Here is a 26,857-nt window from a genome sequence, read left to right as displayed (position 1 = left end):
TATATTAGTACTCCTTGTTTGTTCAAAATTATGTTTATATGTTTGTACATATAAGAAACAGTTTGAAAACGAGTGCATTGTGTGCTGACTATTCCTAAAACTTCCATTTAGAAGGGTGAATTGTTTTTATCAAGTATGTTACCACTTAACCATCGATATGATAATGACAGAATCCAGAATGATTTTAACTCCTAACCGACCCTTATGAAATCAAAACTACTTCCTAACAGACGGCGCAGGTCACTCGCAGCTTTTGCGCTGGTGATTTTGCTCGCCACGGCGCTGCATGCCGAAAGCATTCTACCGGCCGGTGTGCCGGGTATCCCAAATGGACCGAAACCGTCGGTTTCTGCGGAACAGACGGTTTCAGGAACAGTAAATGATGAAAACAATGCGGGTATTCCCGGTGTGAATGTGCTTGAAAAAGGTACAACAAATGGTGTGGTAACCGATCCCGGCGGCAAGTTTACCATCCGGGTGAAGGACGCAAGCAGCGTGCTGGTTTTTTCTTACATCGGCTATGTTTCAAAAGAAATACCGGTGGGCTCGCAAACCGCATTGACGGTGAAGCTGGATGTATCGGCCCAGGATCTGAATGATGTAGTAGTAGTAGGTTATGGTACGCAAAAACGCTCGGAACTGACGAATGCGGTGGTGCAAACGACGGGTACTGAGATCAAAAAATCCAGCGCCGCATCGCTTTCCAACTCGCTGGCAGGCCGGATGGCGGGGGTATATGTGACACAAAGAAGCGCAGCGCCGGGGTTTGACGATGCGCAAATATTGGTGCGTGGCGCCAGTACTTACCGAAATACCTCAGCACTGATCGTAATTGACGGGGTTGCCAATGCAGATCCGGATGGGTTGAACCGCCTGGACCCCAATGATATAGAATCCATTTCCGTATTGAAAGATGCGTCCGCGGCGATTTACGGTGCACAGTCGGCAGGCGGGGTAATCCTGGTGACGACCAAAAGGGGAGTGACCGGCAAGCCTGCGTTTGATTTTTCAACCACCCAATCCTGGCAATCCCCGACGATGAAAGTGAAGTCGGCGGATGCATTTCAATATATGCAGGTGCTGAATGACAGAAGGGCTCTGGAAGGCACACCGCCCGATTTTCCGGATGCATTGGTAGAGTCTTTCAAAAATGGGACAAGACGGCCTGAGGACTGGTGGAAAGCTTTGATCGGCCCGCCGGTAAGGCAAACCCGGTATTCGCTGACGATGCGGGGAGGTACGGAAAGAGTCCGGTATTTTGTTTCCCTCGGTACCGCTTCACAAGGCGGGATTTTGCGCGGCGATAACAAATCGAAACTCAGGCAGTACAACATCAGGAGTAACATTGATGTGTCCGTCACCAAAGATTTTGAAGTAGGTCTCGATATTTCGGTACGCGAAAAAGCGACCCAAACACCTCAGGGCGGCCCTGGTGGCGAAGTAGGCTCGCTGGCAAGTACCAGCCCTTTGCAGGAAGCTTACATTGGCGGCGATTACCGGTATCCGGGGGAAGGCTGGTCACATTTGAACCCTGCCGCGCGGTTACTCAGCCCGGGTTACCGCAAGTACAAGGCGGACGTCGCGAGTGGTACATTGCGTTTCAAATACAATACGCCTTTTGTGTCGGGATTGAGCCTGGATGGCTATTTGTCGGTGGTGAAAACCATCGGGTATGACAAACAATTCAATTATGTGTGGCCTTATTATGAGCGCGCCCCGGATGGTTCTATCGTGAAAAAAACTTCAAGATCGGTGGAAGATATCGGGCTTCGGGAGGATTTCAGACAGAGTGTTCGGATCACCGGAAACGTGAAACTGAACTACAACAAGACATTTGGAAAGGATCATAAAGTATCGGCATTTGTGGCTTACGAGCAGATGACTTATGACGACAATACCTTCTGGGCACAGCGCCTGGGGTATGATTCTCCGCTGATCGATCAGCTTTTTGCAGGGACAACCAACCGCCTCAACTGGAACAACAGCGGCAGCGCGACGGAGTCAGCCCGGCAGAATTTCTTCGGACGTGTGAGTTATGATTTTAAACAAAAATACCTCTTCGGTTTCAGCGCCCGGTATGATGGCTCGCCGATCTTCCCGAAAGACAAACGTTTTGGATTTTTCCCGCAAGTATCGGCCGGCTGGGTGATCAGCAATGAATCATTTATTCCAAAAAATGTGATCAGCAATTTAAAGCTGAGGGCGTCGTGGGGTAAGCTGGGTAACGATCGTGTAAATCCTTTTCAATACATCGCGGCCTACGGATATGATGCTGGGTGGGTAGTAAATGGCGTGGATGCGCGGGGTATCGCAGTGAAGTCAACTCCGAACCCGAACATTACCTGGGAAGTAAGTGAAAAGACAGACCTGGGTTTGGAAGCGGCATTTTTGGATAATAAGCTGACATTCGAACTGGACCTTTTTCAGAACAAAACATCCAACATTCTGGGTAGGAGACAAGCTTCAATTCCCAGCTACACCGGTTTGCTTTTGCCTGATGAAAACATTGGAAAAATGAACAGCCAGGGCATCGAGTTGCAGGCTGGGTACCGCCACAATTTCTCCGACCTGACGGTGCGCGTCAACGGAAACATTTCTTATAATAAAAACAAGATCATTTATTTCGATGAAACACCACAGGCGGAAGATTATCAAAGGTTGGAAGGACAACCTTTCGGATCGCGGCTGTTGTATAAATCCATCGGCATTTACCGCACGCAGCAGGATCTCGACAACAATGTGAACTATCCGGGCGCGTCCCTGGGCGGTTTGATCTTCGCCGATTTGAACGGGGATAAAGTGATCGACAGCAACGACCGGTATATGTTTAACACGACCAATAATACCGACGAGAACAATGTTACCACGATTTTTCCGAGCACGCAGTACGGGTTGAGCATCGGCGCGAACTATAAGAATTTTGACCTGAATATATTACTTCAAGGCCAGAGCGGCGCGAAGTTCCGCCTGAGCAACGGGTTCAACTCCGGGGCCGGCGGTAATGGTCTGGAATATGTGGCGCTGAACAGTTATTCGCTGACCAATACCAATGCGGAATTGCCGATGATCGCACCAACCGGATTTGCGAGCAACGACAGCGATTTCTACTACCGCACGGCGACCTGGATGCGCATGAAAAACGTACAGCTTGGTTATACGCTGCCCAAAAGCGTGCTTTCGAAAGTGAAGATCGCCGCATTCCGGGTGTTTGTTTCGGGTGATAATGTGTTCATGATTTTCAATTCGCTTAAAAAATTCGGTAACGGTGATCCGGAATTCCTGAGCGGAAACGGCGGGGCTTATCCCAACATGAAAACGCTGAGCTTCGGAGTTAACCTTACTTTCTAAATCAGAGATAACCTATGAAATATTTCCATAAAAACAGATTCATGAAGCGGACGCTGTCGGTATCATTCATTGCAATGATGGCTACTGCCACTTCATGTAATGTCCTGGATAAGAAGCCGCTGGATGCGATTTCCGATGAGGCGGTTTTTAATGATCCGGTGTTTTTGCAAAATTATGTTTACAATGTTTATAATGGTATCAAACCACCCTGGGCACCAGGAACCGGCGGGTTGGACGCGCTGACGGACATTGCTGTAAACCAACCGGAAACGCACGAGCGCTCGGCCGGGATCCGCAATTACCTGGAAGGAAACCTGACGGCCGACAATGTGAATGATCTGGCGTCGGTGGCGAAAGAGCTCGCCACGCCGATTCCGCTCTGGGACTATGAATACAGCTATATTCGGAAGGCCAATGTGTTTTTTGAGAACATCGAAAGTTCTACCATCGCAGCCGAAACGCTGGACCCGATGAAAGGTGAAGTACATTTCCTGCGCGCCTGGATGTATTTTGAGCTGATGCGGACTTTTGGCGGCGTGCCGATCATCAAAAACAGCTTCCAGCTGAATGCCGAGAGTTTTGACGTAGCACGGAATACTTTTGACGAATGTGCGCAGTTTGTACTGGCCGAGCTGGAAGAAGCCTCGACGCTGCTCGACGGTGAGCCTGTGAATACCGGCAAGATCAGCAAAGCCGCCGTGCTGGCATTCAAGGCGCGGGTGCTGCTGTTCCTGGCGAGCCCGCTCAACAACCCGAATAATGATATTGCCAAATGGAAAGCCGCTGAAACTGCGACCAAAGCAATTTTTGATCTCGGATTCACCCTGCATCCCCAGTATGCCGAGCTTTTTAAAAAGCCTTTGAAAACGGATGAGACGATTTTTGGTAAATCGTTTACACCGGCAACGCGAATCCCGGGCTGGGGTTATAACTACGATTTCTGGCCGGCAGGATTTGATGCGCAGCAGCGCCTGGTGCCGACGCAGAATTTTGTGAATATGTTCCAGATGGCAAATGGCCAGTATCCTTATGCGGCCGATGGTGTGACCGTGAATGCGGCTTCGGGATATGATCCGCAAAAGCCGGAAAAAAACCGTGACCCAAGATTTTACGACGCGGTGATTTACCCCGGCGCTGGTCCGCTGAACATTATCGACGGCTCCAAAAGTACCCAGCGACTTTACGAATACTGGGAAGACGCCAACCCGAACCCGGACAATGCGCCGCCGTACATTAATCCCAATAAAGTGGACCCGAAAAACGGACAAAACCTTTTCGACTTCGGCCGGGATTCCAAAACGTATTGGGTAAAAGGTCTGACGCCATTTCACTGGCGGGTGCAGACGGGTTATACCTTCAAAAAAACCGACGATTTTGCCGGGCCGCGCGCGAGCTTTGACAATGATTACAACCAGGTCGTGGTGTTCATGCGGCTCACGGAATTTTACCTGAACTATGCCGAAATAGAAATAGCGCTGGGTAACGAAGCGGTTGCGAGAGAATACATTAACAAAGTCCGGAAACGCGCATCGGTGAATATGCCAGACATTAAAAGTACCGGCGCAGCGCTGGTCCGCGATTATAGAAATGAGCGTGCGATAGAGCTGCACCTGGAAGATACCCGCTTTTTTGACCTGATGCGCTGGAAAGCGGCGCCGGGTAATGTGGACATCGCGATCCGCGGCCTGACCAAGGTGACCATGGACTGGACTGGCACGAAACCTGGCGACGCGCTTGGAAAAATGACTTACACCTACGGCGTGATCCCAGAGGCAGAAGTCCGCAAACCCTGGAAAGGAGACTACTACTACCTTTTTCCGATCCCGAATACGGAGATCAGAAAAAGCAATGGTGTACTGAAACAGAACCCAGGTTACTGATAGCCAGGTAATTTTGAATAGGTTATATTAGATATATTGGTAGACGGACTTTGAACCAGTGACGGGCATTGCACCGTCACTGTTGCCGCTCCACACTACACGTTTAAAGAAAGTTTGTACAAACATATAATCCTGAGTCCGAATTTTCAGGTCGGTATTTGACCCATGAAGAAGCAGCTTATTCTCCTATTGGCCTTCGTTTGCCTGGTGGCGTTTTCGGTTTTGTCCTGTTTTAAAAAGAACGGGACATTGCAGCAGCGTTCTTCCGGGCCGGTTAGCTATAACTTTGATATCCGTCCTATTTTATCCGATAAATGTTTCGCCTGCCACGGTCCCGACGCCAAAAAGCGGGAAGCTGGTCTGCGGCTGGACATGCCCGAAAGTGCCTATGCTAAGCTGAAAGACGGAAAAGGGTTCGCGATTTTTCCCGGTAAGCCCGAGCAGTCGGAGGTTTACAAAAGGATTACTTCGGTGGACCCGGCTTACCAGATGCCGACGCCGGAGTCGCATTTGGGGCTTTTGAATGAAAATGAGATTGGGTTGGTGAAGGAGTGGATCGAGCAGGGCGCGAAGTATGAGAAACATTGGGCGTTTGCTGCGCCGGTTTTGCCAAAATTGCCCGAGGTGTCGAAAGAAGATTGGCCTAAAAATGAAATTGATCATTTTGTTTTGCAAAAAATGGAAACCATCGGCCTCGAACCTAATGAGGAAGCCGATAAAAGTCATTTGCTGAAAAGGGTTGCGCTGGACATTACCGGTCTGCCGCCGACCCTTGAAATGCAAAATAAATTTGCAGCCGACGGTGGGGAAAAATCTTATGAAAAGGTTGTGGATGAGCTGCTTGCCCAAAAAACGTACGGCGAAAAAATGGCCGTGTATTGGCTGGACGTAGCCCGCTATGCCGATTCTTATGGTTACCAGGACGACGAAGTCCGCACCCAGTGGCCATGGCGTGACTGGCTGATCAGCGCCTTCAACAAAAACATGCGCTACGATCAATTCCTGACCTGGCAGATTGCGGGTGATATGTTGCCAAATGCGAACAAAGAGCAGATTCTGGCAACGGCATTTTTCCGAAACCATAAATACACCGAAGAAGGCGGCGTGATCCCCGAAGAGTACCGGATCGAATACAACATTGATAAAACCAAAACATTCAGTACCGGCGTGCTGGGGCTGACGGTCGAGTGTGCGCAATGTCACGATCATAAGTATGACCCGATTTCCCAGGAAGATTACTATCGGCTTTTTGCGTTTTTTAATAACTCAAAAGAGCTTGGTTTTGAGGGAGATATCTCGCAAACCAAAACCGCGAAGAACCCGATCCTGCACATTTCGGACCAGGAAGCCCGCACTTTATTATCATTCATCAATAAGCCCGATACGAACCAGCTGATGGTTTCGGTGCTTGGCGACCGGGATACCTTACGCCCGACGCACATTTTAAATCGCGGCGTGTACGATGCGCCGGGGCGGGTGGTCACCGCAGTAGCATTGCCAGCGGTGATGAAATTTGACACGACGAAAATGCCGCAAAATCGTCTTGGACTTGCCAGATGGACAACGAATAGAAGCAACCCGCTCACGGCCAGGGTTTTTGTAAATCAGATCTGGCAGGAATTCTTTGGAAGAGGTCTTGTAAAAACCACCGGCGATTTCGGGATGCAGGGCGATTTGCCTTCAAATCCTGCCTTGCTCGACTGGCTGGCAGTGGATTTTATGGATCATGGCTGGGATATCAAAAGGCTGATCAAACAAATCGTGACTTCGGCTACTTACCGGCAATCGGCGAAAGTAACCGATGAAAAACTCAAAGCCGATCCGGATAACATTTACCTCTCACGCGGGCCGAGGTATCGCTTGCCGGCCGAGCTGGTGCGGGATATGGTGCTGTCGAGCAGCGGATTACTGGTGCCCAAAATCGGTGGGCCGAGTGTGAAACCTTACCAACCGAAAGGATTGTGGGAAGCGGCAACATCCGGTCGCGGGACATTGAAAACGTATCAGCAGGATAAGAAAGACGCCTTGTACCGTCGCGGCATGTATACCTTCATCAAGCTGACCGTGCCGCCGCCATCGATGATCATTTTCGATGCGAGCAACCGGGACCATTGTGAGGTGAAAAGGTCGAAAACAAATACCCCATTGCAAGCTTTGGTGATGCTGAATGATCCGACAGTTTTGGAAGCATCGCGGGTTTTGGCTGAGAGGCTGACTGCGAAATCTACTAACATTGAAACCAACATTCAGGAATCATTTCAGCGGATTGTTTGCCGCAAGCCTACAGACAAGGAAGTGAAGTTGTTAATGGAATATTATAATGGTGAGGCTTCGCTTTTTGCAAAAGATAAGAAACTGGCTTTCAAAGTTTTGAATGTGGGAGAATTCCCGCGTAATGAAAAAGTGAATGAGGTGCAGGCCGCCGCGTTGATGCGGGTGATCAATACCCTGTACAATATGGAAGAGACAATTACCAAAAGCTAAAAGCGTATCGCTAACAGCCAAAAATGGAAAAACAAGTTTTTGATCATGGCATGAATACCACCCGCAGGCACTTCCTTTCGAAGCTGAGCCTGGGGATTGGCAGCGTCGCGCTCGGCTCCCTGCTGATACCGGATCTTTTCAAAGGTGGCGGCGAGCTGGATTCCGACGCGCTGATGGCGGGTTTGCCGCATTTTGCGCCCAAAGCGAAGCGGGTTATTTATCTGTTTCAAAATGGCGCGCCGTCGCAGCTGGATTTGTTTGATTACAAGCCGATGCTAAATAAAATGCACGGTCAGGACCTGCCAGAGTCGATCCGGGGAGGTCAGCGGCTGACGGGTATGACAGCCAACCAGGCGAAATTTCCGCTGGCTGGGTCGGTTTTTAGTTTTAAACAACATGGAAAAAGTGGTGCGTGGATGAGCGAGCTGCTGCCGCACATGGCCAGCATTGCCGATGATCTTTGCATTATCAAAACCCTTAATACCGAGGCGATTAATCACGACCCGGCGCTGACATTCTTTCAGACCGGAGCGCAGGTAGGCAACCGGCCGAGTATGGGCGCGTGGTTGAGCTACGGGCTGGGGAGTGAAAACCAGAATTTGCCTGGTTTTTGCGTGCTGCTATCCCGCGGAAAAGGCAATGGTCAGGGGGTTTATTCCAAATTATGGACCAATGGTTTCCTGGATTCGGTGCATCAGGGCGTACAGTTCAGCAGCGGCGAAAATCCGGTTTTGTATCTCAATGATCCCGACGGGATGGACCGCACACAGCGTCGGAATATGCTCGACAAACTGGCTGCATTGAATGAAGGTACGTATAATGAATTTGGTGACCCGGAAATTACGGCCAAGGTGCAGCAGTACGAAATGGCTTTCCGGATGCAGACGGCCGTGCCGCAGATTACGGATATGAGCAAGGAGCCGGAGTCGATCGTGAAAATGTACGGGCCGGAATGTCTGGTGCCGGGTACTTACGCTGCTAACTGCCTGCTGGCGAGGAAACTATCGGAGCAGGGCGTACGGTTTGTGCAGTTGTACCACCAGGGCTGGGATAGCCATGGCGGGCTTCCAAATGAGATCAAAGGTCAATGTATGGATGTGGACCAGGCGTCGGCGGCATTGGTGACGGACTTGAAACAGCGGGGATTACTGGATGAAACCTTGGTAATCTGGGGCGGTGAATTCGGCCGTACCAACTATTGCCAGGGCACATTGACCAAAGATAATTACGGCCGCGACCACCATCCGCGGGCATTCACGGTGTGGATGGCTGGCGGCGGCATCAAACCGGGCGTCGTATACGGCGAAACGGACGAATTCGGATATAACATTGCCAAAGACCCTGTGCACGTGCACGATTTTCACGCCACGATCTTAAACCAGCTGGGTCTGGATCATGAGAAATTAATTTACAAGCATCAGGGGCGCAGGTATCGGCTGACAGATGTGGCCGGGAAGCTGGTTAAGGGGATTATTGCTTGATTTTTTAATGCCACGAATACACCGCAGCGGTGCATTCGTGGCAACCAAAAACCTAAATAAAAGTGCGTCGTTTTTTTTCTGACTGGAAGGGCCTGGCATTCAATCTGGCCTTTTTCCTGAATGTTTTACTCGTTTTTCTGCTGCTTTTTGAAAGCCGTTTTCAGGTACCTTTCTGGATGCAGGCGCTCGGAAGGATGCACCCGCTCGTGCTGCATTTTCCCCTCGTGGCGCTCATTCTGTACAGTATCTGGGTATTTGTCGTCGAAAAACCAGACTCGACGCGCTGGAATGCGGAAGTGGCTGAAAGTCTGCTGATAATCGGTGCCCTTACTGCCGCCATCGCTGCTTTTTCAGGTTTTGTTTTGTCCAAAGAAGATGGCTACGAATCCGGCACATTGCTCTGGCATAAGTGGCTCGGCGTGGCGATTTCGCTGCTGAGTATTGGCTGGTATGCTTCCCGCAAATACCTGACTCCCTGGAAAATACCTTCCAAAATCGTAGCAGCAGCATTCCTGCTCATCTTATTCATCGGCGGACATTTGGGCGGAAACCTGACCCACGGTGAAGATTTCCTGATTTCGCCGCTTGGCCCATCGGAAACAGCGGGTACGCAAGTCGCGCTGGAAGATGCGGAAGTGTATGAACATCTGGTCAAACCCGTTTTGGAACAAAAATGCCTTTCCTGCCATAATGAAGAAAAATCGAAGGGAAACCTGCAAATGCAGACGCAGGCTTTACTGCTTAAAGGTGGCAAAAACGGCGCACTTTGGGATACGACCAAAGCCGACCTGGGCTTGCTGATTAGCCGGGTACATTTGCCGCTGGATGATAAAAAGCACATGCCGCCTCGGGGGAAAGTGCAGCTTACCGAAGAAGAAGTAGTGCTGTTGGCTGCCTGGGTGAAAGGTGGTTCAAGGTTTGACCAAAAAGTAAGTGCACTTTCACCGCAAAATCCGGTGTATGCTTATGCGCAAAATGTGCTCGGCGGCGGCCGTGTGGAGGAACAATATGATTTTACTGCCGCTGATCCTGAGGATGTTAAAAAGCTGACTACTTCCTATCGTCTGATCCGGCCGCTTTCCGCCGAGTCGCCTGCATTGTTTGTGAATTTCTATAACAGTGCCAACTTCAAGAGTGAAGAAATCGAAGCATTGGCACCTCTGAAAACGCAGATTGTTTCGATGGATTTGAGCAAGATGCCTGTCAAAGATGCCGATTTGAAGTCACTGGCGCAGTTTCCCGAGTTGAGAAGGCTGATCCTGAATTTTACCGACGTGACAGGCGCATCATTGTCCGAACTGAAAAAACTAACCCATCTAAAAGAGCTTTCATTAAGTGGTACCGCCGTGAAAGCCGCCGACGTGAAGGCGCTGGAAACATTCCCAAGCTTGAAAAAAGTATATATATGGAGTACGGCCCTCAGCAATGACGAGCTTGCCGCATTGAAAAAGGGACAAAAAATTGCGTTCGAAACCGGGTTTAGAAGTGACACGGTGGTATTGCCCCTGACGCCTCCGATGATTGAAAATGAAAACCAGATCATCAAGAAAAACGCCCTGATTTCGATGAAGCACCAGATCCCGCAGACGGTGATCCGCTACACCATTGACGGTACCGAGCCGGACAGCCTGGCCTCGCCGGCATATACAAAACCGTTTGCGCTGGACAAAAACACAACATTGAAGGCCCGCGCATTCCGGCAGGGCTGGTATGGCAGCAAAAAGATCGAAAAGCGCTTTTTTATCGCCGGAATCCACATTGACAGTGCGCGACTGGAAAAGCCCGCCGACCGCCGGTACGCCGGAAAGGGTGGCACGACATTGATCGACGAGGTGAAGAGTGAAAACGAGCAGAACAGTGGTAAGTGGCTGGGTTACAATGAAGATTTTCAGGGATATCTGTATTTCAACAAGCCGGTCGAAGCCAGCAAAATCACGCTGAGCATGCTCCGTAACCTGGGCGGCTCTATTTTCCCGCCGACAAAAATCGAGGTTTGGGGTGGCGCGGACGAAAAGTCTTTGAAACTACTTAAAACACTTAACCCTGAAATGCCGGCAAAAGACATTCCGGGCGTCGAAACAATGTTGTTTGAAGCGACATTCGCACCGCAGCAACTGAGCTGCATTAAGCTGGTAGCCAAGTCGTTGGCCAAACTGCCGGCTTGGCATCCGGGGAAGGGCAACAAGGCCTGGGTGTTTGTTGATGAGGTATTTGTAAACTAAATAATCCTGAACCAAATGTTCCGAAAAATCCGCTTTCTCACAAGGACGCTGGCCGTTCTGCTATGGCCTGCATTTACTTTCGGGCCGGTTTTCGCGCAGCAGAAAGTGCTCTGGAAGATCGGAGAAGCCGATAATGCACCCACCGGTATGGCACTGGCGCCCGGCGAATTCAAGCGGTTCCTGGAAAAGGATTTTGGTTATGAGGACAATTTTTTCCTTGTCGGACGCTCCGAGGCGCAGAAAGATTGGCCGTATGTGATTCCAGGGCCGGTCAATGGCTGGGGCGGGACAGGAGGCACCTCGGGTATCCGTTCACATTTTTTGACGGTTTTGTTTGATATAAAAAATAAGCCGGCGGCTGGAAAATGGCAGCTCGTGGTGGATGTGCTGGATACGGATTCGCTTCATGCGCCTCTTTTTAAGGTTCTTGTCAACGGAAAATCCTGGGAATTCAAGCTGGCGAAAGGTTCGAGTGGTAAAGATCCGGGGAAGTTTAATGCTAATCCGAAAGAGCAGCTTGTTAAAATTGACATTCCGAATGACCTGGTCAAAACCGGTGTCAATGAAATCGTCATGACCACATTGCAGGGCGGCTGGCTGGCTTTTGACCAGATTAAACTGGAAGGCCCTGCACAAACTACGCTGGCGACACCGGGAAAAGCATTGCTCCGAAATGTGGAAGCGGCTGATTATGAATTAAATGTGGATGCGAAAATGGTCCAGCCGCTTTTGGTCGATGTGAGTCAGCTGCAAGGTGAGCCGGTGATTGAGGTGAAGCTGGAAGGCAAGTCGATTTTGACCCAAAAACTGGAACAGGAACGCTACATTCTGGAAGCGCCGATGCCAGCGGTTAGTCAGAAAGGATCAGCGGATTATCACGTTTTTGTAGATAAACAATTGATTAAATCCGGAAAAGTAGTGCGTGCCAAGCAAAAGCTGAAAACGCCCGCCGGATATGTGAATACGATGCTTGGCGCGGGACATTCGCGCTGGATGATTGCGCCGGGGCCATGGATGCCTTTTAGTATGGTGAAGCTGAGTCCGGATAACCAAAATGGCGGCTGGCAAGCGGGCTATGATCCTACGTTTGAGTCGATTGGCACATTCAGCCACATTCACGAGTGGACGATGACCGGTCTCGGAATCTTTCCGACCGCCGGACCAGTGGAGACGAAAATCGGCGACCAAGCCGACCCGGATAGCGGCTACCGTTCAAGGTTTGATAAAAGCACCGAGCAGGCGCCGCTGGGTTACTACAAAGTGCATTTAACCGATAACAACATTACCGCCGAACTGACCGCCACATCCCGCGCATCATTTCAAAAATACACCTATAATAGCAGCGAAACCGGTCGCATCATGGTTGACCTGCAGCTGCCTACCGAGTATGGTTATGGCTTAAAAAAGGTAAAAGTTGACAAGGTAAGTGACAGAAGAATTGAAGGTTACAGCGAGCAGCTTTCCCGGGATGTTTGGTCGGGCGGGATTGACCAGCAGTACATTGTACATTTCGTGATGGAGTTTGACCAGCCGATCAAGAATTATGGGATTTGGTTAAATGGTGTAGTAAAACAACAAACCAACCTCGCAGCGGACAGTGCGAAAAGTGCAGGTTTGTTTCTGGAATTTGATACAAAAACAAACAAGGCCGTGCAGGTGCGCACGGGGATTTCTTATGTAAGCGTCGAAAATGCGGGGCTGAATTTGAAAACCGAAATTTCGGATCCTTTCGGCTGGGATTTTCAAAAGGTAAGGGATAACCAGGAAAAAGTCTGGAATGATCTGCTGGGCCGGGTGGCAATTACGAGTAATGATAAGCGCGAAAAAGAGCGTTTTTACAGCAATATGTACCGCTCGCTGAGCCGGAATGCATTCAGCGATGTGGACGGAAGCTGGCGGGATGCGGACGAACATGTCAATAAATTTAAAGATAAAGATGATGTCGCGCTCGGCTGTGATGCGTTTTGGAACACTTTCTGGAATTTGAACCAGTTCTGGAACCTCGTTACGCCGGAGTGGTCGAACCGCTGGGTGAAGTCGCAATTAGCTATGTATGAACGTGGTGGCTGGCTGGCGAAGGGTCCGGCGGGGATGGAGTACATTCCGGTGATGGTGGCCGAGCATGAAAGTCCGCTGATTGTGAGCGCTTACCAGATGGGCATCCGCGGTTATGATGTGAACAAAGCGTATGAGGCGGTGCGCAAAATGCAAACGACGCCGGCAGAGAATGTGGGCGGCGGCCGCGCCGGGAATGATGACCTGGTTACCTATCTGAAACACAAGTATGTACCGTACGATGAGGGGCGTTTTTCAAACACTTTGGAATACGCTTTCGACGATTATTCGGTATCCCAATTTGCCAAAGCTTTAAATAAAACAGAGGATTTCAAGACCTTCGGCGACCGCGCGAATTGGTGGAAGAATGTGATCGACCCGAAAACCGGATTCGCCCGGATGAAAGACGCAAAAGGTAACTGGCTGGCTGATTTTGATCCCTTTAAATCAGGTGCCAACCATCATTACGTAGAGGGAAATGCCTGGCAGCTCACTTTTTTTGTGCCGCAGGATGTGCCTGGTCTGGCCAAAACCATCGGTGAAAATGAATTTGTAAAAAGGCTCGACTGGGGGTTTGGAGAAAGTGTAAAATGGCGCTATAATGGTCCGAATGACCAATATTGGGACTTTCCGGTGGTGCAGGGCAACCAGCAGTCGATGCACTTTGCGTTTCTTTTTAATTGGGTTAAAAAGCCATGGCTGACACAAAAATGGAGCCGCTCGGTGGTAGACAGGTATTATGGCCACGAAGTTTCGAATGCGTATCTCGGTGATGAAGACCAGGGGCAAATGAGCGCCTGGTTTGTAATGGCGACACTCGGACTTTTCCAAACCGATGGCGGCACCCGCGTCGACCCGATCTACGAAATCGGCAGCCCGATGTTTGAAAAAGCGGTAATTGATCTGGGGCAGCAATTTGGCAGAGGCAAAACTTTTACCATCGAAGCGAAAAATACTTCGCGCAAAAATGTTTACGTCCAAAGTGCAACATTGAATGGTCAGCCGCTGAAAAACTTTTGGTTCCAGGCTTCCGAGTTATTGAAAGGCGGCTCGCTGGTGCTGGAAATGGGGCCGCAGCCGAATATGGCCTGGGGTATTAGTGCCATGCCGGCCGAATGATTAGTTTAGGTTTCTAAATTCCTTTGGCGACGTCCCGGTTTTGTTTTTAAAAAGTTTGGTAAAATGGGAAGGGTGCTCAAAACCCAAATCATAAGCAATCTCGCTGACTGATTTTTCGGTGCTCCACAACATCGATTTCGCCTTGTCCACCAGCTTTAAATGAATGTGTTCCAGGGTGGATTTTCCGGTGTATTTTTTCAAAAGATCGGTCAGATAGTTTGCTGATAAACTGAGGTTTGAAGCAAAATAACCGACATCCGGAACGCCTGAATCAATAAGGGAATCCTTGGCAAAATAATCATGCAGCAACCTGTCAAATTTCTCGACAATGTCGTTACTGGCATGTTGTCTGGTCAGGAACTGGCGGTCGTAAAATCTTGAACAGTAGGAGAGTAGCAGTTCCAGATTGGTAAGGATCAGATTGTGCGAATGTGTGTCGAGGTTCATAGAAATTTCCCGCTCAATGTTGCGGACACAATCTTGGAGCACATTTCTCTCAGCTTCCGAAATATGCAGCGCCTCATGTACATCATAGCCGAAAAAAGAATATTCCGTGAGTTTGGTGCCTTTGCTGCTGGCATTCAGAAAATCGGGGTGAATGTAGATTCCCCAGCCTTGCACCTTGTTTTCAAGACCAGGATTTAACACCTGGTAAGGCGCAGTGAACATTAATGTGCCTTCCGAAAAGTCATAATTCGTGCGTCCGTATTTGAACGAACCTTCGATCTGCTTACAAGCAACCGAGTACATATTAAGTCGGTATAACATGTCCGGCTTGCGCTGGGAACGATCAACCTTCGCCAGGTCCACCACCGAAATCAGCGGGTGCAGCGGCTTTTCGTAGTTGAAAAACCGGTGCAGCTCCGAAATGGATTTGATATCTACATATTCCATCTTCTCAGATTTTTTTCCAACATTAGATGTAAATCCCGCCACCCACTTCAATACGCTGTGCATTGACAAACCGGCTGTCGTCCGAAAGCAGCGAAGCGACTAAAACGCCTACATCTTCCGCCTCTCCCAACCGTCCCAGTGCCGTCATGCCGGCGATCTGCTGGCGATGCGCTTCGTCTCCTTTCCCCCCGCCAAATTCGGTATCGATTGCGCCGGGAGCTACGGTATTGACGCGGATTTTCCGGCTGGCAAATTCTTTGGCAAAATAGCGTGTCAAGCCTTCAATTCCGGCTTTCAAGGCGCCGTAAACTGCCACACCAGGAAATGCAAACCGCGCCAGACCGGACGAAATGTTGATAATCTGCCCGCCGTCGGCGATGAGCGGTACCAGCTTCTGGGTAAGAAAAAATACGCCCTTAAAGTTCACATTCACAAGCTCGTCGAAAATTTCTTCGGTGGTATCGGCGATCAAACTCCGCTGTGCGATGCCGGCATTATTGACAAGATAATCCAGGTTTTCGCGGTTCCAGTTTTGCTTCAATACTTCCAAAACCCGCTCGCTAAAACCGGCAAACGACCCAACCTGCGAAGAATCCAGCTTCAAAGCAACCGCCTTCCCACCCGCCGCATTAATTTCCGCCGCCACAGCTTCTCCGGCCCCTGCGTTGGAATGATAAGTCAAAATAACCCCTAGTCCGCGCTTTGCAGCATTCAAAGCAATACTTCTACCAATCCCCCGGCTCCCGCCAGTCACCAGCACTATTTTTGAATTTTGATTTTTCGTGTTCATTTTTTCTCGTTTTTTGATATACAAATTTCAGGTAACAAGCACGCACCGGCTTAAACATTTGACGGCATTACTTATACATTTCCCGAATGAAAATGAACGACGAACCTATCTACCTTTTCGCGACCTGGCAGGCCAAAGATGGCCAGATTGATGCTGTGCTGGACATTCTCAGAGAACTTGCGGTAAAAAGCAGGGAGGAGGAGGGTAATCTTTTTTACAAAATCCACCAGGGTATGGCGGACAAAAACACGATCATTTTGTATGAAGGCTACAAAGACGAAGCAGCCCTCGCCGCCCACCGCGCTTCGGAACATTTTCAAAGCATGGTGATCGGGAAGGCTGTTTCGCTGCTGGAAAATCGGGTCGGCGTGCCGACGGTTCCCCTGGATATTTAGAAATCTGTCTTAACCGGCCAGGTAACCTGCTTCCGCAATATCGGTGAGCAGGTCGGTTCCCTTTGGATCCCAGCCTAATGTAGCGCGGGTTTTTTCGCTTGAAGCCGAACATTCCAGTCCTGCAAAATGCGCAAACCAGCCAAAATGTGCCGCTACTTCGTCGCCGGTTTTACTGATAACCGGCAGATTTAAACCCTCGCCGATTACTTCCGCAATATTTTTGAAGGGCACCCCTTCTTCGCCCACGGCATGAAATGTTTTCAATTCGGGGCGTTTTTCAACGATCAGCCGATACAATGCAGCTGCATCCTGGCGCTTCACGGCTGGCCAGCGGTTGCTGCCGTCGCCCACGTAGGCAGATACCCCGTTTTCACGCGCCGCCCTCACCACCATCGGTACGAAACCATAATCACCGGCATCGTGCACGCTCGGCGGCAGACGAACCACATACACATCGGCCCCTTTCGCAGTCGCAACCTGCCCTGCTTCCTCCGAGGCGGCTCGCGGAACTACATCCGAACCAGCCGGTAACACATCATCTTCCGTAGTAAGCCGGCCGTAATGCAGCAATCCGAGCGCAGAAGTGATTACCAGCGGCTTTCCGGTACCCGCCAATATATCCCCGAATGTTTCGATGACTTTCCGATCCGCTTCGCAGCCAGCCTTGTACTGCGTAAAATCGTGATTAAATGCCGTGTGGATGACCGCGTCGGTCTCAGTAGCACCCTGGCGCAGAATTTCCGGATCATTCACATCGCCTTCCAAAGCCGTGGCGCCGGTCGCCGCCACTTTTTCAGCCCCTTGTGCAGAGCGTACCAGGCCCAGTACCTCGTGCCCATTTTTCAAAAGTTCTTCCACAACTGCGGAGCCCACAAATCCCGAGGCCCCCGTAACAAATACCCGCATAAGATTACATTTTAATTTTATGCAAAATTGGGCGCGGGGCGAGGGTTAAACAAGGTCATTTGTCCATAATTTCAGCTCCGCTGCAACTGCGCGTGGCGGATGCGGGTAAGGGTTTTGACGGACATGCCGAGGTAGCCGGCGATCATGTGGAGCGGGAGGCGGGAGAGGAGCGTGGGGAAAGTCCGGATGAAATCTTCGTATTTTTCTTCGGGGGTGCCGCCCAGGATCGTGAGGATCCGTTGGCGGTTGTAGTAAATGTTCCGCGAGATTAATCTTTCGGAAAATTGTTTAAAAGCCGGGATAGCAGTCAGCAAAGCGTCGAAATCGGTTTTGTGCCATAATAAAACCTGGCTCTGTTCGATCGCCGAAATGTTGACCAGCGAAGGCACCTGCTTGTCGTAACTTTCTACATCCAACGTCCAGGTATTTTCTGGCGAAAATTGTAAGATATGTTCGTTGCCATCCGCTGTAAGGTTAAATGTTCGGACCAGGCCTTTGACAATAAATGCCTTATGCTGGCAAACCTGACCCGGACTTAAAATAGGTTCCTGGCGACGCAACGTGTGCTTCGTCGCCAGGGAACTTACTTGTCGTATCGTTTCTTCCGGCAGGCCGGTTTGTGCTTTAAGGTAATGTTCAAATTCCGCTAACATTCGAAAAATTTCCTGTTGATCCGGCAAACTTCAACCGCGATCTGACATTATAAAAGAAATTTAGGGAAATTGATTTAAACAGCATTCAATTAATATTCGAAAAATTAACGGCGAGTATTACAACCCGACGCCGCCGGTCACTTCAATGCGCTGACCATTGACCCATTTGGCGTCCTCGCTGCACAAAAATGCGACTACTCCGCCAATGTCATCGGGTAACCCAACGCGGCCGAGGGCAGTGATGCCTTTTACAAATTCGCGCGTTTCGGGAGAATCCGTCATCGCGCCGCCGCCGAAAATCGCGCCGGGGGCTACCACGTTTGCAGAAATGCGTCGGGAGCCTAGTTCGAGCGCCAGATAGCGTGTATACACATCGACCGCCCCTTTCATGACCGCGTAGGCCGACACGCCGGGAAAGGTCTGACGCGAAACGGCCGACGAAATGTTGACGATCCGGCCGCCGTCATGCATGTGGTTTAATGCTTTCTGTGTCAGGAAGTAAACGCCTTTGAGGTGAATGTTCATCATTTCATCAAACTGCGCTTCGCTGGTTGCCGCCACGGAGCCGGTGAGGCTGGTACCTGCATTATTGATCAGGAAATCGAAGCGATCAGCGCCGAAGGTTTCTGTTAATGCAGTGCTTACTTGCTGGAAGAAGGCTTCGAAACTGCTGGTATCTGCACTGTTCAGCTGCAATGCAACTGCCTTGCGACCAAGCGATTGAATACTTGCCACAGTAGCGTCTGCTTCGGTTTTGTTCCTGTGGTAAGTGAACAGTATATCGACGCCCTTTTGCGCCAGATTCAAGGCGATATCTTTGCCGATGCCGCGGCTGCCGCCGGTAATGAGTGCTATTTTTTGCGTTGTCATTTTACTTTTTGTATTGGTTTAAAAACAATACAAAAGTCCGTCAAACAATGCTGCGGTGGTTTGTCGCCGTCAATCAATTTTATGTATAATTCGAACTTTCTGTTTGTCGGCGGAAGGCACCCGGGGAGAGAGAAGTCTCGGTTTTAAAGAATTTGGCGAAGTGCGCAAAGTCAGAAAATCCGAGGCTATCGGCTATTTCGGCGATGGTCCAGTCGGTGTGTCGCAGCAAAGTTTTGGCCTCCTGGACGATGCGTCCGGCGATGAGCTCGGTGGTGGTGAGGCCGGTGGTTTCTTTGAGTACTTTGTTTAAATGATTGACGTGCACGGCGAGGTGGTCGGCGTACTGTTTGGCGGTGCGGAGCGCTATTTTTTGCTGTGGGTTTTCGAGCGGGAACTGTTGTTCGAGCAGCTCGATAAAAAGGGACGTCGTTCTGGCGAAAGCACTGTGATTGGGATGCAAAAGTGTGGTCGATTGCAACTTCTGGCCGAGGTGGATCAATTCCAATGTGTATGCCCGCATCAGATCGTATTTATAGGCATAGTTGGAGCCAATTTCGGCCACCATATTGTCAAAAATGCCCTGAACCCTTGATGCTTCACTTTCCGACACTGCAAAAACTGGCGGCTCCGGCGATTTAAAAATAGGCAGCTCATCTAGGATCACACCACTTTTGGTAGGGTGCAAAAATTCCGCCGAAAAAACACAGAACTGTCCCGTCTGCGTCCCAACCGGTAGCCAGCTGAAAGGGAATCTCGGCGTCGAAAAAATCAAGGTCGGCTTCACGATCTCAATGGTACGATCAGGAAATTCGGCAATGGAATGTCCGGTCAAAAAGCTGATTTTATAAAACGCACGACAGGCAAAAGGTACCGTAGGTTTTTCCCTGGGCTGCGGCAAACCTGTCAGATTAAATACATTAAAATGCCCCACTTCCTGCTGAATATCCCCAGGCAGCAAAGCACTCAAATCAGAAGACAGCCCACTCGAAAGCCGGAGACATACTTCTTCGAAAGAGGTTGTATTGGTCATTTTGATTTTTGTAAAAATCAAATTTACGGAAGGAGCGTAGCACTACCAAAATTCTGGTTGATATATCATTACGCTTGGAGCAGTCGCGCAAAATTTTCGGCCGCAGTTTTAAGACCCGACTTTATCAAAATTTCCAATACTTTCTCCAATGTTACAGGCGGATTTTTAAGGTTTGCAACCTGGTTCTTGAAAGCAGCTAGCGCGTCTAGTGGATTTAATTCGATGAGGTTGGTGATGAAGAAGTCCGGATGTTGTGCTTTCATTCTTCATGGATTTGGTCGGTCCATTTTGGCGTATATAGCTCTGCATCTGCAAGATGTAAAAGCAAGTCTCGAATCGGTGCAGGATATAAAACACAGGCATCGAGAATTGCTGTAAACCTCGCAGAATGAATCATTCGTAACCCAGGTTTAGATCCTGCGCTTGTTCGGCAAGGAATTTGAAACTTTGTTCACGTGTCTCTTTTAGCTGACCTGCATACTTCATAAGATCTTCTAATAAAATTCTGCGGTGACTGCCTGCTTTTTTAAACGGAATTACACCCTGTTCGAGCAACTTCACGATATGTGGACGGGAAACATTAAGTAGGTCGGCGGCCTGTTGCGTACTGAGTTCTGATGCGGAAGGTATAAGGGAAATAGCTTTTCCTTCTGCCATTAAGGAAAGGATAAGTGACAGAAATTCAAGTGCTTTACGAGGAATCGCAAACAATTCCTCGCTTTCCTGAATGCGAACATTAACGCTATCTGACTTACGTCGTGATATGGCTGAAGTAAATTTTATTACTGATTCGCTGGCCATTTTTTGTTCGCGTTTTGTGGGTCTTTCGAATACTGTTTCCATGCCGTGAGTAAATTTCTTCAAATTTACCAAACGAAATAAACGAAACAAATAAATCTTAAACTTTCGCGAGCAACCACGGTGGTTGGAGATCTGGTTTTTTACGATGATGAAAAAAATATATACTCTACCAATTCTATATATTAAATCGCTTTCATTAGTTTTGCGCAAATCTTTAAAACAAAAGCCTTGAAGAACATTCTACAAATAGTCGATCCGCGATGTTGCCGCTTTTGAAATGAATGGGAATTCCCGCCAACCAGAATTTTAATTAACACCAACAAAGCATTTCAAGAAAATAGCCGATCATGAAAATTACATTGCGAACCATCCTGCTTCTCAGCTTCATTTTTACCACTTATTTATCCCAGGCGCAAGACCAGCCTATCATTAATGCCACATTGACCGGTACCGTCCTCGACGCCACCACCGACACCCCACTTGTAGGCGCCACCGTCACCATCAAAGGAACCACAAATGGCGGCGCAACTGACGCAAACGGACAATTTAATCTCAAAACCGGCCAGAAGTTACCTTTTACGCTGGTAGTTTCTTTTCTAGGTTATGCCAAAAAAGAGGTGGTTGTTAACGAAAGTGAGGTAACTATTAAACTCGATCCGGCTGCTGACAAGCTGGACGATGTCATTATTTCGTCACGCCGTCGCCAGGAATCGGCGCAGGAAGTGCCTATCCCCATCACCGTCATCAGGGGTTCGACGGCGGAGGATGCGGGTGCTTTTAATGTTAACAGACTAAAAGAATTGGTGCCGACCGTGCAGCTTTACGTTTCCAATGCGCGGAATACGACATTGAATATCCGCGGTTTGGGTTCTACTTACGGGTTGACCAATGATGGTATCGATCCGGGTGTGGGCTTTTATGTGGACGGCGTTTACTACGCCCGCCCGGCAGCTACTGCGCTGGATTTTATTGATATTGAACGTATTGAAGTCCTTCGCGGACCGCAGGGAACATTGTTTGGAAAAAACACGACTTCCGGCGCATTCAACATTACGACCCGCGCAGCAAGCTTCGATCCGAGCGGTAGCTTTGAATTGAGTTATGGAAATTTCGGTTATGTACAAGCCAAAGGATCGATCACTGGTCCGATCAGCAAAAAGCTGGCGGCGCGGGTTTCTTTCACCGGAACGCAGCGTAATGGTCTGTTTTACAATGTACATACCCAGCAGCCGATCAATGATATCAACAACATTGGGGTGCGTGGCCAGATCCTTTACACACCAAGTTCCAAGGTCGCCATTACCGTGATCGGTGACGTCTCGGACCAGAAACCAAATGGCTACGGCTGGCCAGTGGCGGGCGTGGTACCCACATTGCGGCCAGCTTATCGCCAGTTCAACGCGATCATCGCCGATTTGAATTACAAACTGCCTTATTCCAGCGCATTTGAAAGAAAATTGGATCTCGACACGCCTTCCAAAGCGGATAACCAGCTCGGCGGGGTGTCTGTGAATGCAGATATTAAGATCGGAAACGGAACATTGACTTCCACTTCGGCTTGGCGCTACTGGAAATGGACGCCGCTGAATGACCGCGATTACATTGGTTTGCCGGTATTTACGATTTCTTCGGGTAACTCGGCACACGATCAGTGGTCGCAGGAATTGCGTTATTCTGGCAAAATCTCTCCGAAAGTGAGTGGCGTGGTAGGTTTGTTCGGTTTGTGGCAGGATTTGAAATCCGATCCTGTGCAGACAGAGGAAGCTGGCTCGGCACAGTGGCGTTTTGCACAAAGCACCACCAGTGAGCTTTGGAAGACCCCGGGCTTGTTCGACAACTTCGGTATCCGCACTACCAACCGCATTAAGAGCACCAGCTTGGCCGTTTTCGCGAACGTTGACTGGGCGATCACAAACAACTTCCACATCCTGCCGGGCGTGCGTTACAACTACGACAAGAAGGTGGTGGACTATAACCGCGTAGCTTACGGCGGTTTGCAGACCACTGATGCTGCACTACTTGCGCTGAAAAAAGGTGTTTATTCCGACCAGGCATTTAATACCAATTACGATCAGGGAAATTTCTCGGGACAGCTGTCGCTGCAATATAAGGCCACAAATAAAGTGAATGCTTTTGCGACTTACTCGATTGGTTATAAGCCGATTGGTGTAAACGTAGGCGGTTTGCCAACTGCAAACGGAGCGATCTTGCTGGATCTGGCGAATGTAAAACCAGAACACGTGGAGCACAAAGAACTGGGCCTCAAAACCAAGCCAAGCGCTAATTCAATATTGAACCTGACCATTTACCGCTCAGATATTAAAAACTTCCAGACGCAGGTGCAGACGCCTGAGCCGGGAGTAAACCGCGGTTACCTGGCGAATGCGGAAAAAGTGCGTGTGCAGGGAATTGAACTGGACGGAAACATCCGGTGGACACATTTGTCGCTGAATGCGGCGGTGGCTTATACCGATGGTAAGTATGTGAAATTTGCCAATGCGCCGGTGCCTTTGGAAGAAGTGGGTGGTCCACAGGCATTTAAGGATATTTCAGGCGGCGAGCTGCCGGGTATCTCCAAATGGTCGGGATCTGTTGGTGGCGAAGCTACCGTGAAAGGTAATTTCCTGGGCCTAAAAGGAAATTACTTCCTGGGTATCGACGAATTTTACCGCTCTAAATTCTCTTCCAGCCCGTCGCCGTCGAAATACCTGAACATTGACGGATACGGTCTGACAAACGGAAGACTGGGTTTTCGGGCTTCAAATGGTATGTCGTTCTTCATCTGGTCGAGAAACCTGTTTAACAAAAACTACTACGAACTGCTGCTGGCAGCGCCGGGCAGCTACGGACAATACGCCGGTATCGTTGGCGACCAGCGTACTTATGGCGTGACATTGCGGTATTCTTTTTAACTAAAAACTTCCGGCAGGATAAATATCCAAATCTGTTTATACAAAAAAACCAGCACTCATCCTGCTGGTTTTTCTTTATAAAATCTCCTTTATCCGCCAGCTAAAGCTGGCGGCAAGGGAATGTATGTGAGAGATGTTTATTTTCCGTCAGCTTAAGCTGACGGGCATTGGCATTGGCATTGGCATTGGCATTGGCATTGGCATTGGCATCGGGTTCCCTATGATTTCGGCTCCGGGCCGCGCGGGATTTCTGTGCTGGCCGCTATTTTTACCGGCTTTCCTTCTTTCGCCGACTGATAAATCGCTTCCATCAGGATCTGGTCCTGCAAACCTTCTTCGCCCGGCGTGTAAGGCGGCTTATTTTCAATGATACACCCTGAAAAATGATCCATTTCCAGGGCGAACTGATCTTTTTCTGCCAGTCCGATTTGCTGGTGCAGCTCCTGCATGCCCTCGGCGCGGGCGGTGGAAAGTTGCTGACCTTTGTAGGCATAGGCCTTGTCCATGTGCAGCCAGCCTTTTTCACATAAAACCCTGTAATACCGGCTTTCGTGGACGTGATAATGTGTGGAGCAGCTGGCAATGATGCCGGAAGGAAATTTCATTTGCCACGACATCAGCTCTTCCACTTCTTTAAACAAAGGATCTCCCGGTGTACTGTACTGGTATGCAAACACTTCCGTCGGTTCTTCGCCGAGCACAAATCGGGTGGTGTTGAGGCAGTACAGTCCGATATCGGGTAATGCGCCACCACCAGCCAACGCTTTTTTATGCCGCCAGTGTTCCGGGTTGGCGCTGCTCTGGCAGTTGGAAGCATCCACAAATTTGGCATTGCCGAACTCGCCTTTTTTCAGAATATCACGGAGCGTGCGGTTGTGCGGCTGGTACTGGATCCGGTAAGCGACCATCAGCTTCACATTTGCTTTTTTACAGGCGGCGATCATCTCGCGACATTCCTGCTGGCTCACCGCCATCGGTTTTTCGCAGAGAATATGTTTCCCGGCAGCCGCGCCACGGACGGTAAATTCCTTGTGCATCGAGTTGGGCAGCACAATGTAGATCACGTCCACTTCCTTGTTATTTTTCAGCTGATCATACGTTTGATAGGAATAGCAATTAGCCGGTTTTACACCGTACTGCGCCGCTACCTTTTTCATTTTATCAGGACTACCGCTCACGAGCGCCGTCAGTTTTGACTTTTTGCAGCTGCTCAATGCAGGAAGTATCTGCTCCAGGGACAAATGGCCCAAACCAACCACGGCATAACCAATTCGCCGGTCGGGTGGGAGAGGCGTCGGTACCGGGCCGGTATCCTGGTCGTATTTCGATTTCCACTGTTCGAGCACGATCGGATCTTCCACACCTTCGGGAATGCTGGCGGGCGATTCCTGCGCGCTGGCATTTTCCGGTTTGCCCGACAAGGCACTGGCGATAGCGCCCGCGGCCACATATTTGGAGGTCATCGACAAGAAGTTTTTTCTCGAAAGTACCGATGGATCGAAGCTTTTGTAATTAGGAATCAGCTGCATGTTTCTGTTGAATGTTGATGAAATGAATTTTGATCACGGGCAAGCAATTATTGTGCCTTCCTCGAATCGAAAAATAACATTTAGCTTGCTGGCATAATTTTGGTCGATACGCCGGGAGTTTAAATTCATCAAACTAAAAAACATTGCATCATGAAGAAGTCATTCATATTCGCCGCAGCATTCACGATATGTGCAGCCACGGCATCTTTTGCACAACAGGGTACGCAGTCCAGCACCCCGGCAAAGCCAAATGCGAATGCAGGAGGTCATGGCCAGAATACGGGAACTGCCGCTCAAAGCAAGCAAGGCAGCACGGCTGAAAATACAAACAAAAACGGAGGAAAGTCTGCCAGTCCGGGCGCAGCGAATGCCGATCCTTCGGGCAAAGCAGGAGCGGCTGCAACAGGCGCGACCGGCCCGGGTGGGCAGCAGGCACAGAAAACCAGTGAAAACGACGAAAGTAACAGGCCTGGCGGAGAGGAGCACAAAAATGCGAATGACGTAGGTAAATACTCCGGAGACAATGATTCCAAATCCATGCTGAATTCTAAAGAAGCACGTGATCGCCGCAGAAAAAATATGACTGAATCAGACACCACCCTGAAATCGGGTAGCGGCTCAGCTGCTAAAAACATGAAAAATAATACGGGCAAAACAGGTAATTATAAAAACGAGCAGATCAAAGTTGATCAGAAAACGCCGGCCAAGCCCTGACATAAAAAATGGGCAGCCGGATATTCCGGCTGCCCATTTTTTATTAACTTAAATATCAGGCAAGCTCCAAAATACCGCTCCGCTCGTCGTCGATTTCTCCCACCTTCTTGATCACCAGCGCTGCGGCCAGTCCGCCCAGCAAATACCAGGCTACGGTCATCACTTTTGTTTCGGTGGTTTTGGTGACGGGCTTATCGCTCAGTCCCAGTTTTTGTGTAAATCCTATTGCGCCCAGTCCGGCAAAAAGTCCGTATCCTGCGCCGCGTAGTAGCAAATGTTTCCTCGGGCCTTTCCCGATCATGGCATAATATGTAGCATTTGCAATCAGGTCCGCCGCTAATGTCGTACCAAATAATTTGTTACCGGTAGGAGCAGATACCCCTACTGCATTCAGGGATTTCGTCAGCGCTTCTTCCCCGATCAGGTCAATCCTCGGTGCTTTTTGAGACACTCTCTTGGCGGTTTCGTGGACCAGGTTCAGGATGAGCGCCCCGGCCAACCCACCTGCCATATTTTTGATTTCAGGTTTCATAGTAGTAATTGATGATGTTCTGTCTGAAACATACATTAAAAACCGTTCCACGCGCACCGGTTACTTACGCAACAAAAAAGGCCAGCCCCGAAGAGCTGACCTAGTAATAAACGTTGAGTAGAACCAGGCATCAATTTAAAAGATGTTTACCAATCCGCATGGGCTGAATTTAAACCTTACTATCATTTCCCGGTATCTGAATATTGGAATTATTTAACGGTCACAATTTGTAGCAAAATACC

At 49.5% G+C, this 26,857-nt stretch carries 19 protein-coding genes; 9 read left to right on the top strand and 10 right to left on the bottom strand.

Annotated elements, in window-relative coordinates; genetic code table 11:
* Nucleotides 1-204: 204 nt before the first annotated feature.
* From FEN17_RS10105 to FEN17_RS10080, 6 genes are all read left to right on the top strand, one after another.
* Complete coding sequence (locus FEN17_RS10105; protein ID WP_138365124.1) at nucleotides 205-3,348, top strand: SusC/RagA family TonB-linked outer membrane protein; 3,144 nt, start codon at nucleotides 205-207, stop codon at nucleotides 3,346-3,348.
* Between the two features lie 41 nt (nucleotides 3,349-3,389).
* Nucleotides 3,390-5,228: a RagB/SusD family nutrient uptake outer membrane protein gene (locus FEN17_RS10100; protein WP_171037889.1), complete on the top strand. Its 1,839-nt coding sequence runs from the start codon at nucleotides 3,390-3,392 to the stop codon at nucleotides 5,226-5,228.
* A 165-nt stretch (nucleotides 5,229-5,393) separates the two neighbouring features.
* A complete protein-coding gene (locus FEN17_RS10095; protein ID WP_138365122.1) occupies nucleotides 5,394-7,712 on the top strand; it encodes a PSD1 and planctomycete cytochrome C domain-containing protein in 2,319 nt (772 codons plus the stop codon).
* Nucleotides 7,713-7,735: 23 nt separating this feature from the next.
* Nucleotides 7,736-9,193, top strand: coding sequence for a DUF1501 domain-containing protein (locus tag FEN17_RS10090; protein WP_138365121.1), 1,458 nt, complete (start codon nucleotides 7,736-7,738; stop codon nucleotides 9,191-9,193).
* 62 nt (nucleotides 9,194-9,255) lie between these two features.
* A complete protein-coding gene (locus FEN17_RS10085) occupies nucleotides 9,256-11,415 on the top strand; it encodes an FN3 associated domain-containing protein (protein ID WP_138365120.1) in 2,160 nt (719 codons plus the stop codon).
* A 15-nt stretch (nucleotides 11,416-11,430) separates the two neighbouring features.
* The gene (locus FEN17_RS10080) at nucleotides 11,431-14,589 is read left to right on the top strand and encodes a glycoside hydrolase family 92 protein (protein ID WP_138365119.1); all 3,159 of its coding nucleotides are present in this window, start codon (nucleotides 11,431-11,433) and stop codon (nucleotides 14,587-14,589) included.
* Here FEN17_RS10080 and FEN17_RS10075 read toward each other — a convergent pair whose 3' ends face one another.
* Both FEN17_RS10075 and FEN17_RS10070 read right to left on the bottom strand, forming a co-directional pair.
* Nucleotides 14,590-15,483, bottom strand: a complete 894-nt coding sequence (locus FEN17_RS10075; protein WP_138365330.1) for a helix-turn-helix domain-containing protein — start codon at nucleotides 15,481-15,483, stop codon at nucleotides 14,590-14,592.
* Nucleotides 15,484-15,505: 22 nt separating this feature from the next.
* Entirely contained in the window at nucleotides 15,506-16,273 is a 768-nt protein-coding gene (locus tag FEN17_RS10070) for an SDR family NAD(P)-dependent oxidoreductase (RefSeq protein ID WP_138365118.1), read from the bottom strand.
* A 92-nt stretch (nucleotides 16,274-16,365) separates the two neighbouring features.
* Between FEN17_RS10070 and FEN17_RS10065 the strand changes: the two genes are divergently transcribed.
* Nucleotides 16,366-16,668, top strand: coding sequence for a putative quinol monooxygenase (locus FEN17_RS10065; RefSeq protein WP_138365117.1), 303 nt, complete (start codon nucleotides 16,366-16,368; stop codon nucleotides 16,666-16,668).
* 9 nt (nucleotides 16,669-16,677) lie between these two features.
* On the opposite strand, the gene FEN17_RS10060 is transcribed toward FEN17_RS10065, so the two are convergent.
* The 6 genes from FEN17_RS10060 to FEN17_RS27650 all read right to left on the bottom strand — a co-directional run bounded on the left by FEN17_RS10060 (nucleotide 16,678) and on the right by FEN17_RS27650 (nucleotide 20,970).
* On the bottom strand, nucleotides 16,678-17,574 hold the full coding sequence (locus FEN17_RS10060; protein ID WP_138365116.1) for an SDR family oxidoreductase: 897 nt from the start codon (nucleotides 17,572-17,574) through the stop codon (nucleotides 16,678-16,680).
* A 71-nt stretch (nucleotides 17,575-17,645) separates the two neighbouring features.
* The gene (locus FEN17_RS10055; protein WP_138365115.1) at nucleotides 17,646-18,227 is read right to left on the bottom strand and encodes a Crp/Fnr family transcriptional regulator; all 582 of its coding nucleotides are present in this window, start codon (nucleotides 18,225-18,227) and stop codon (nucleotides 17,646-17,648) included.
* A 117-nt stretch (nucleotides 18,228-18,344) separates the two neighbouring features.
* Nucleotides 18,345-19,097 carry an SDR family NAD(P)-dependent oxidoreductase gene (locus FEN17_RS10050; RefSeq protein ID WP_138365114.1) on the bottom strand — a complete coding sequence of 251 codons (753 nt, stop codon included), beginning with the start codon at nucleotides 19,095-19,097 and terminating at the stop codon, nucleotides 18,345-18,347.
* 79 nt (nucleotides 19,098-19,176) lie between these two features.
* On the bottom strand, nucleotides 19,177-20,127 hold the full coding sequence (locus tag FEN17_RS10045) for a helix-turn-helix domain-containing protein (protein WP_138365113.1): 951 nt from the start codon (nucleotides 20,125-20,127) through the stop codon (nucleotides 19,177-19,179).
* Nucleotides 20,128-20,195: 68 nt separating this feature from the next.
* The gene (locus tag FEN17_RS27655; protein ID WP_229208757.1) at nucleotides 20,196-20,390 is read right to left on the bottom strand and encodes a VapC50 family PIN domain-containing toxin; all 195 of its coding nucleotides are present in this window, start codon (nucleotides 20,388-20,390) and stop codon (nucleotides 20,196-20,198) included.
* A gap of 130 nt (nucleotides 20,391-20,520) precedes the next feature.
* Nucleotides 20,521-20,970: a helix-turn-helix domain-containing protein gene (locus FEN17_RS27650; protein WP_229208756.1), complete on the bottom strand. Its 450-nt coding sequence runs from the start codon at nucleotides 20,968-20,970 to the stop codon at nucleotides 20,521-20,523.
* A 305-nt stretch (nucleotides 20,971-21,275) separates the two neighbouring features.
* Between FEN17_RS27650 and FEN17_RS10030 the strand changes: the two genes are divergently transcribed.
* Entirely contained in the window at nucleotides 21,276-23,840 is a 2,565-nt protein-coding gene (locus tag FEN17_RS10030) for a TonB-dependent receptor (RefSeq protein ID WP_138365112.1), read from the top strand.
* A gap of 218 nt (nucleotides 23,841-24,058) precedes the next feature.
* Here FEN17_RS10030 and FEN17_RS10025 read toward each other — a convergent pair whose 3' ends face one another.
* Entirely contained in the window at nucleotides 24,059-25,369 is a 1,311-nt protein-coding gene (locus FEN17_RS10025) for a Gfo/Idh/MocA family protein (RefSeq protein ID WP_138365111.1), read from the bottom strand.
* A 150-nt stretch (nucleotides 25,370-25,519) separates the two neighbouring features.
* On the opposite strand from FEN17_RS10025, the gene FEN17_RS10020 reads away from it, so the two are divergent.
* Nucleotides 25,520-26,083, top strand: coding sequence for a hypothetical protein (locus FEN17_RS10020; protein ID WP_138365110.1), 564 nt, complete (start codon nucleotides 25,520-25,522; stop codon nucleotides 26,081-26,083).
* A gap of 55 nt (nucleotides 26,084-26,138) precedes the next feature.
* On the opposite strand, the gene FEN17_RS10015 is transcribed toward FEN17_RS10020, so the two are convergent.
* A complete protein-coding gene (locus tag FEN17_RS10015) occupies nucleotides 26,139-26,615 on the bottom strand; it encodes a hypothetical protein (RefSeq protein ID WP_138365109.1) in 477 nt (158 codons plus the stop codon).
* Nucleotides 26,616-26,857: the final 242 nt, after the last annotated feature.

The sequence above is a fragment of the Dyadobacter luticola genome (assembly GCF_005860805.1).
Classification (GTDB): Bacteria; Bacteroidota; Bacteroidia; order Cytophagales; family Spirosomataceae; genus Dyadobacter; species Dyadobacter luticola.
This window is presented reverse-complemented; position numbering and strand designations above follow the sequence as displayed.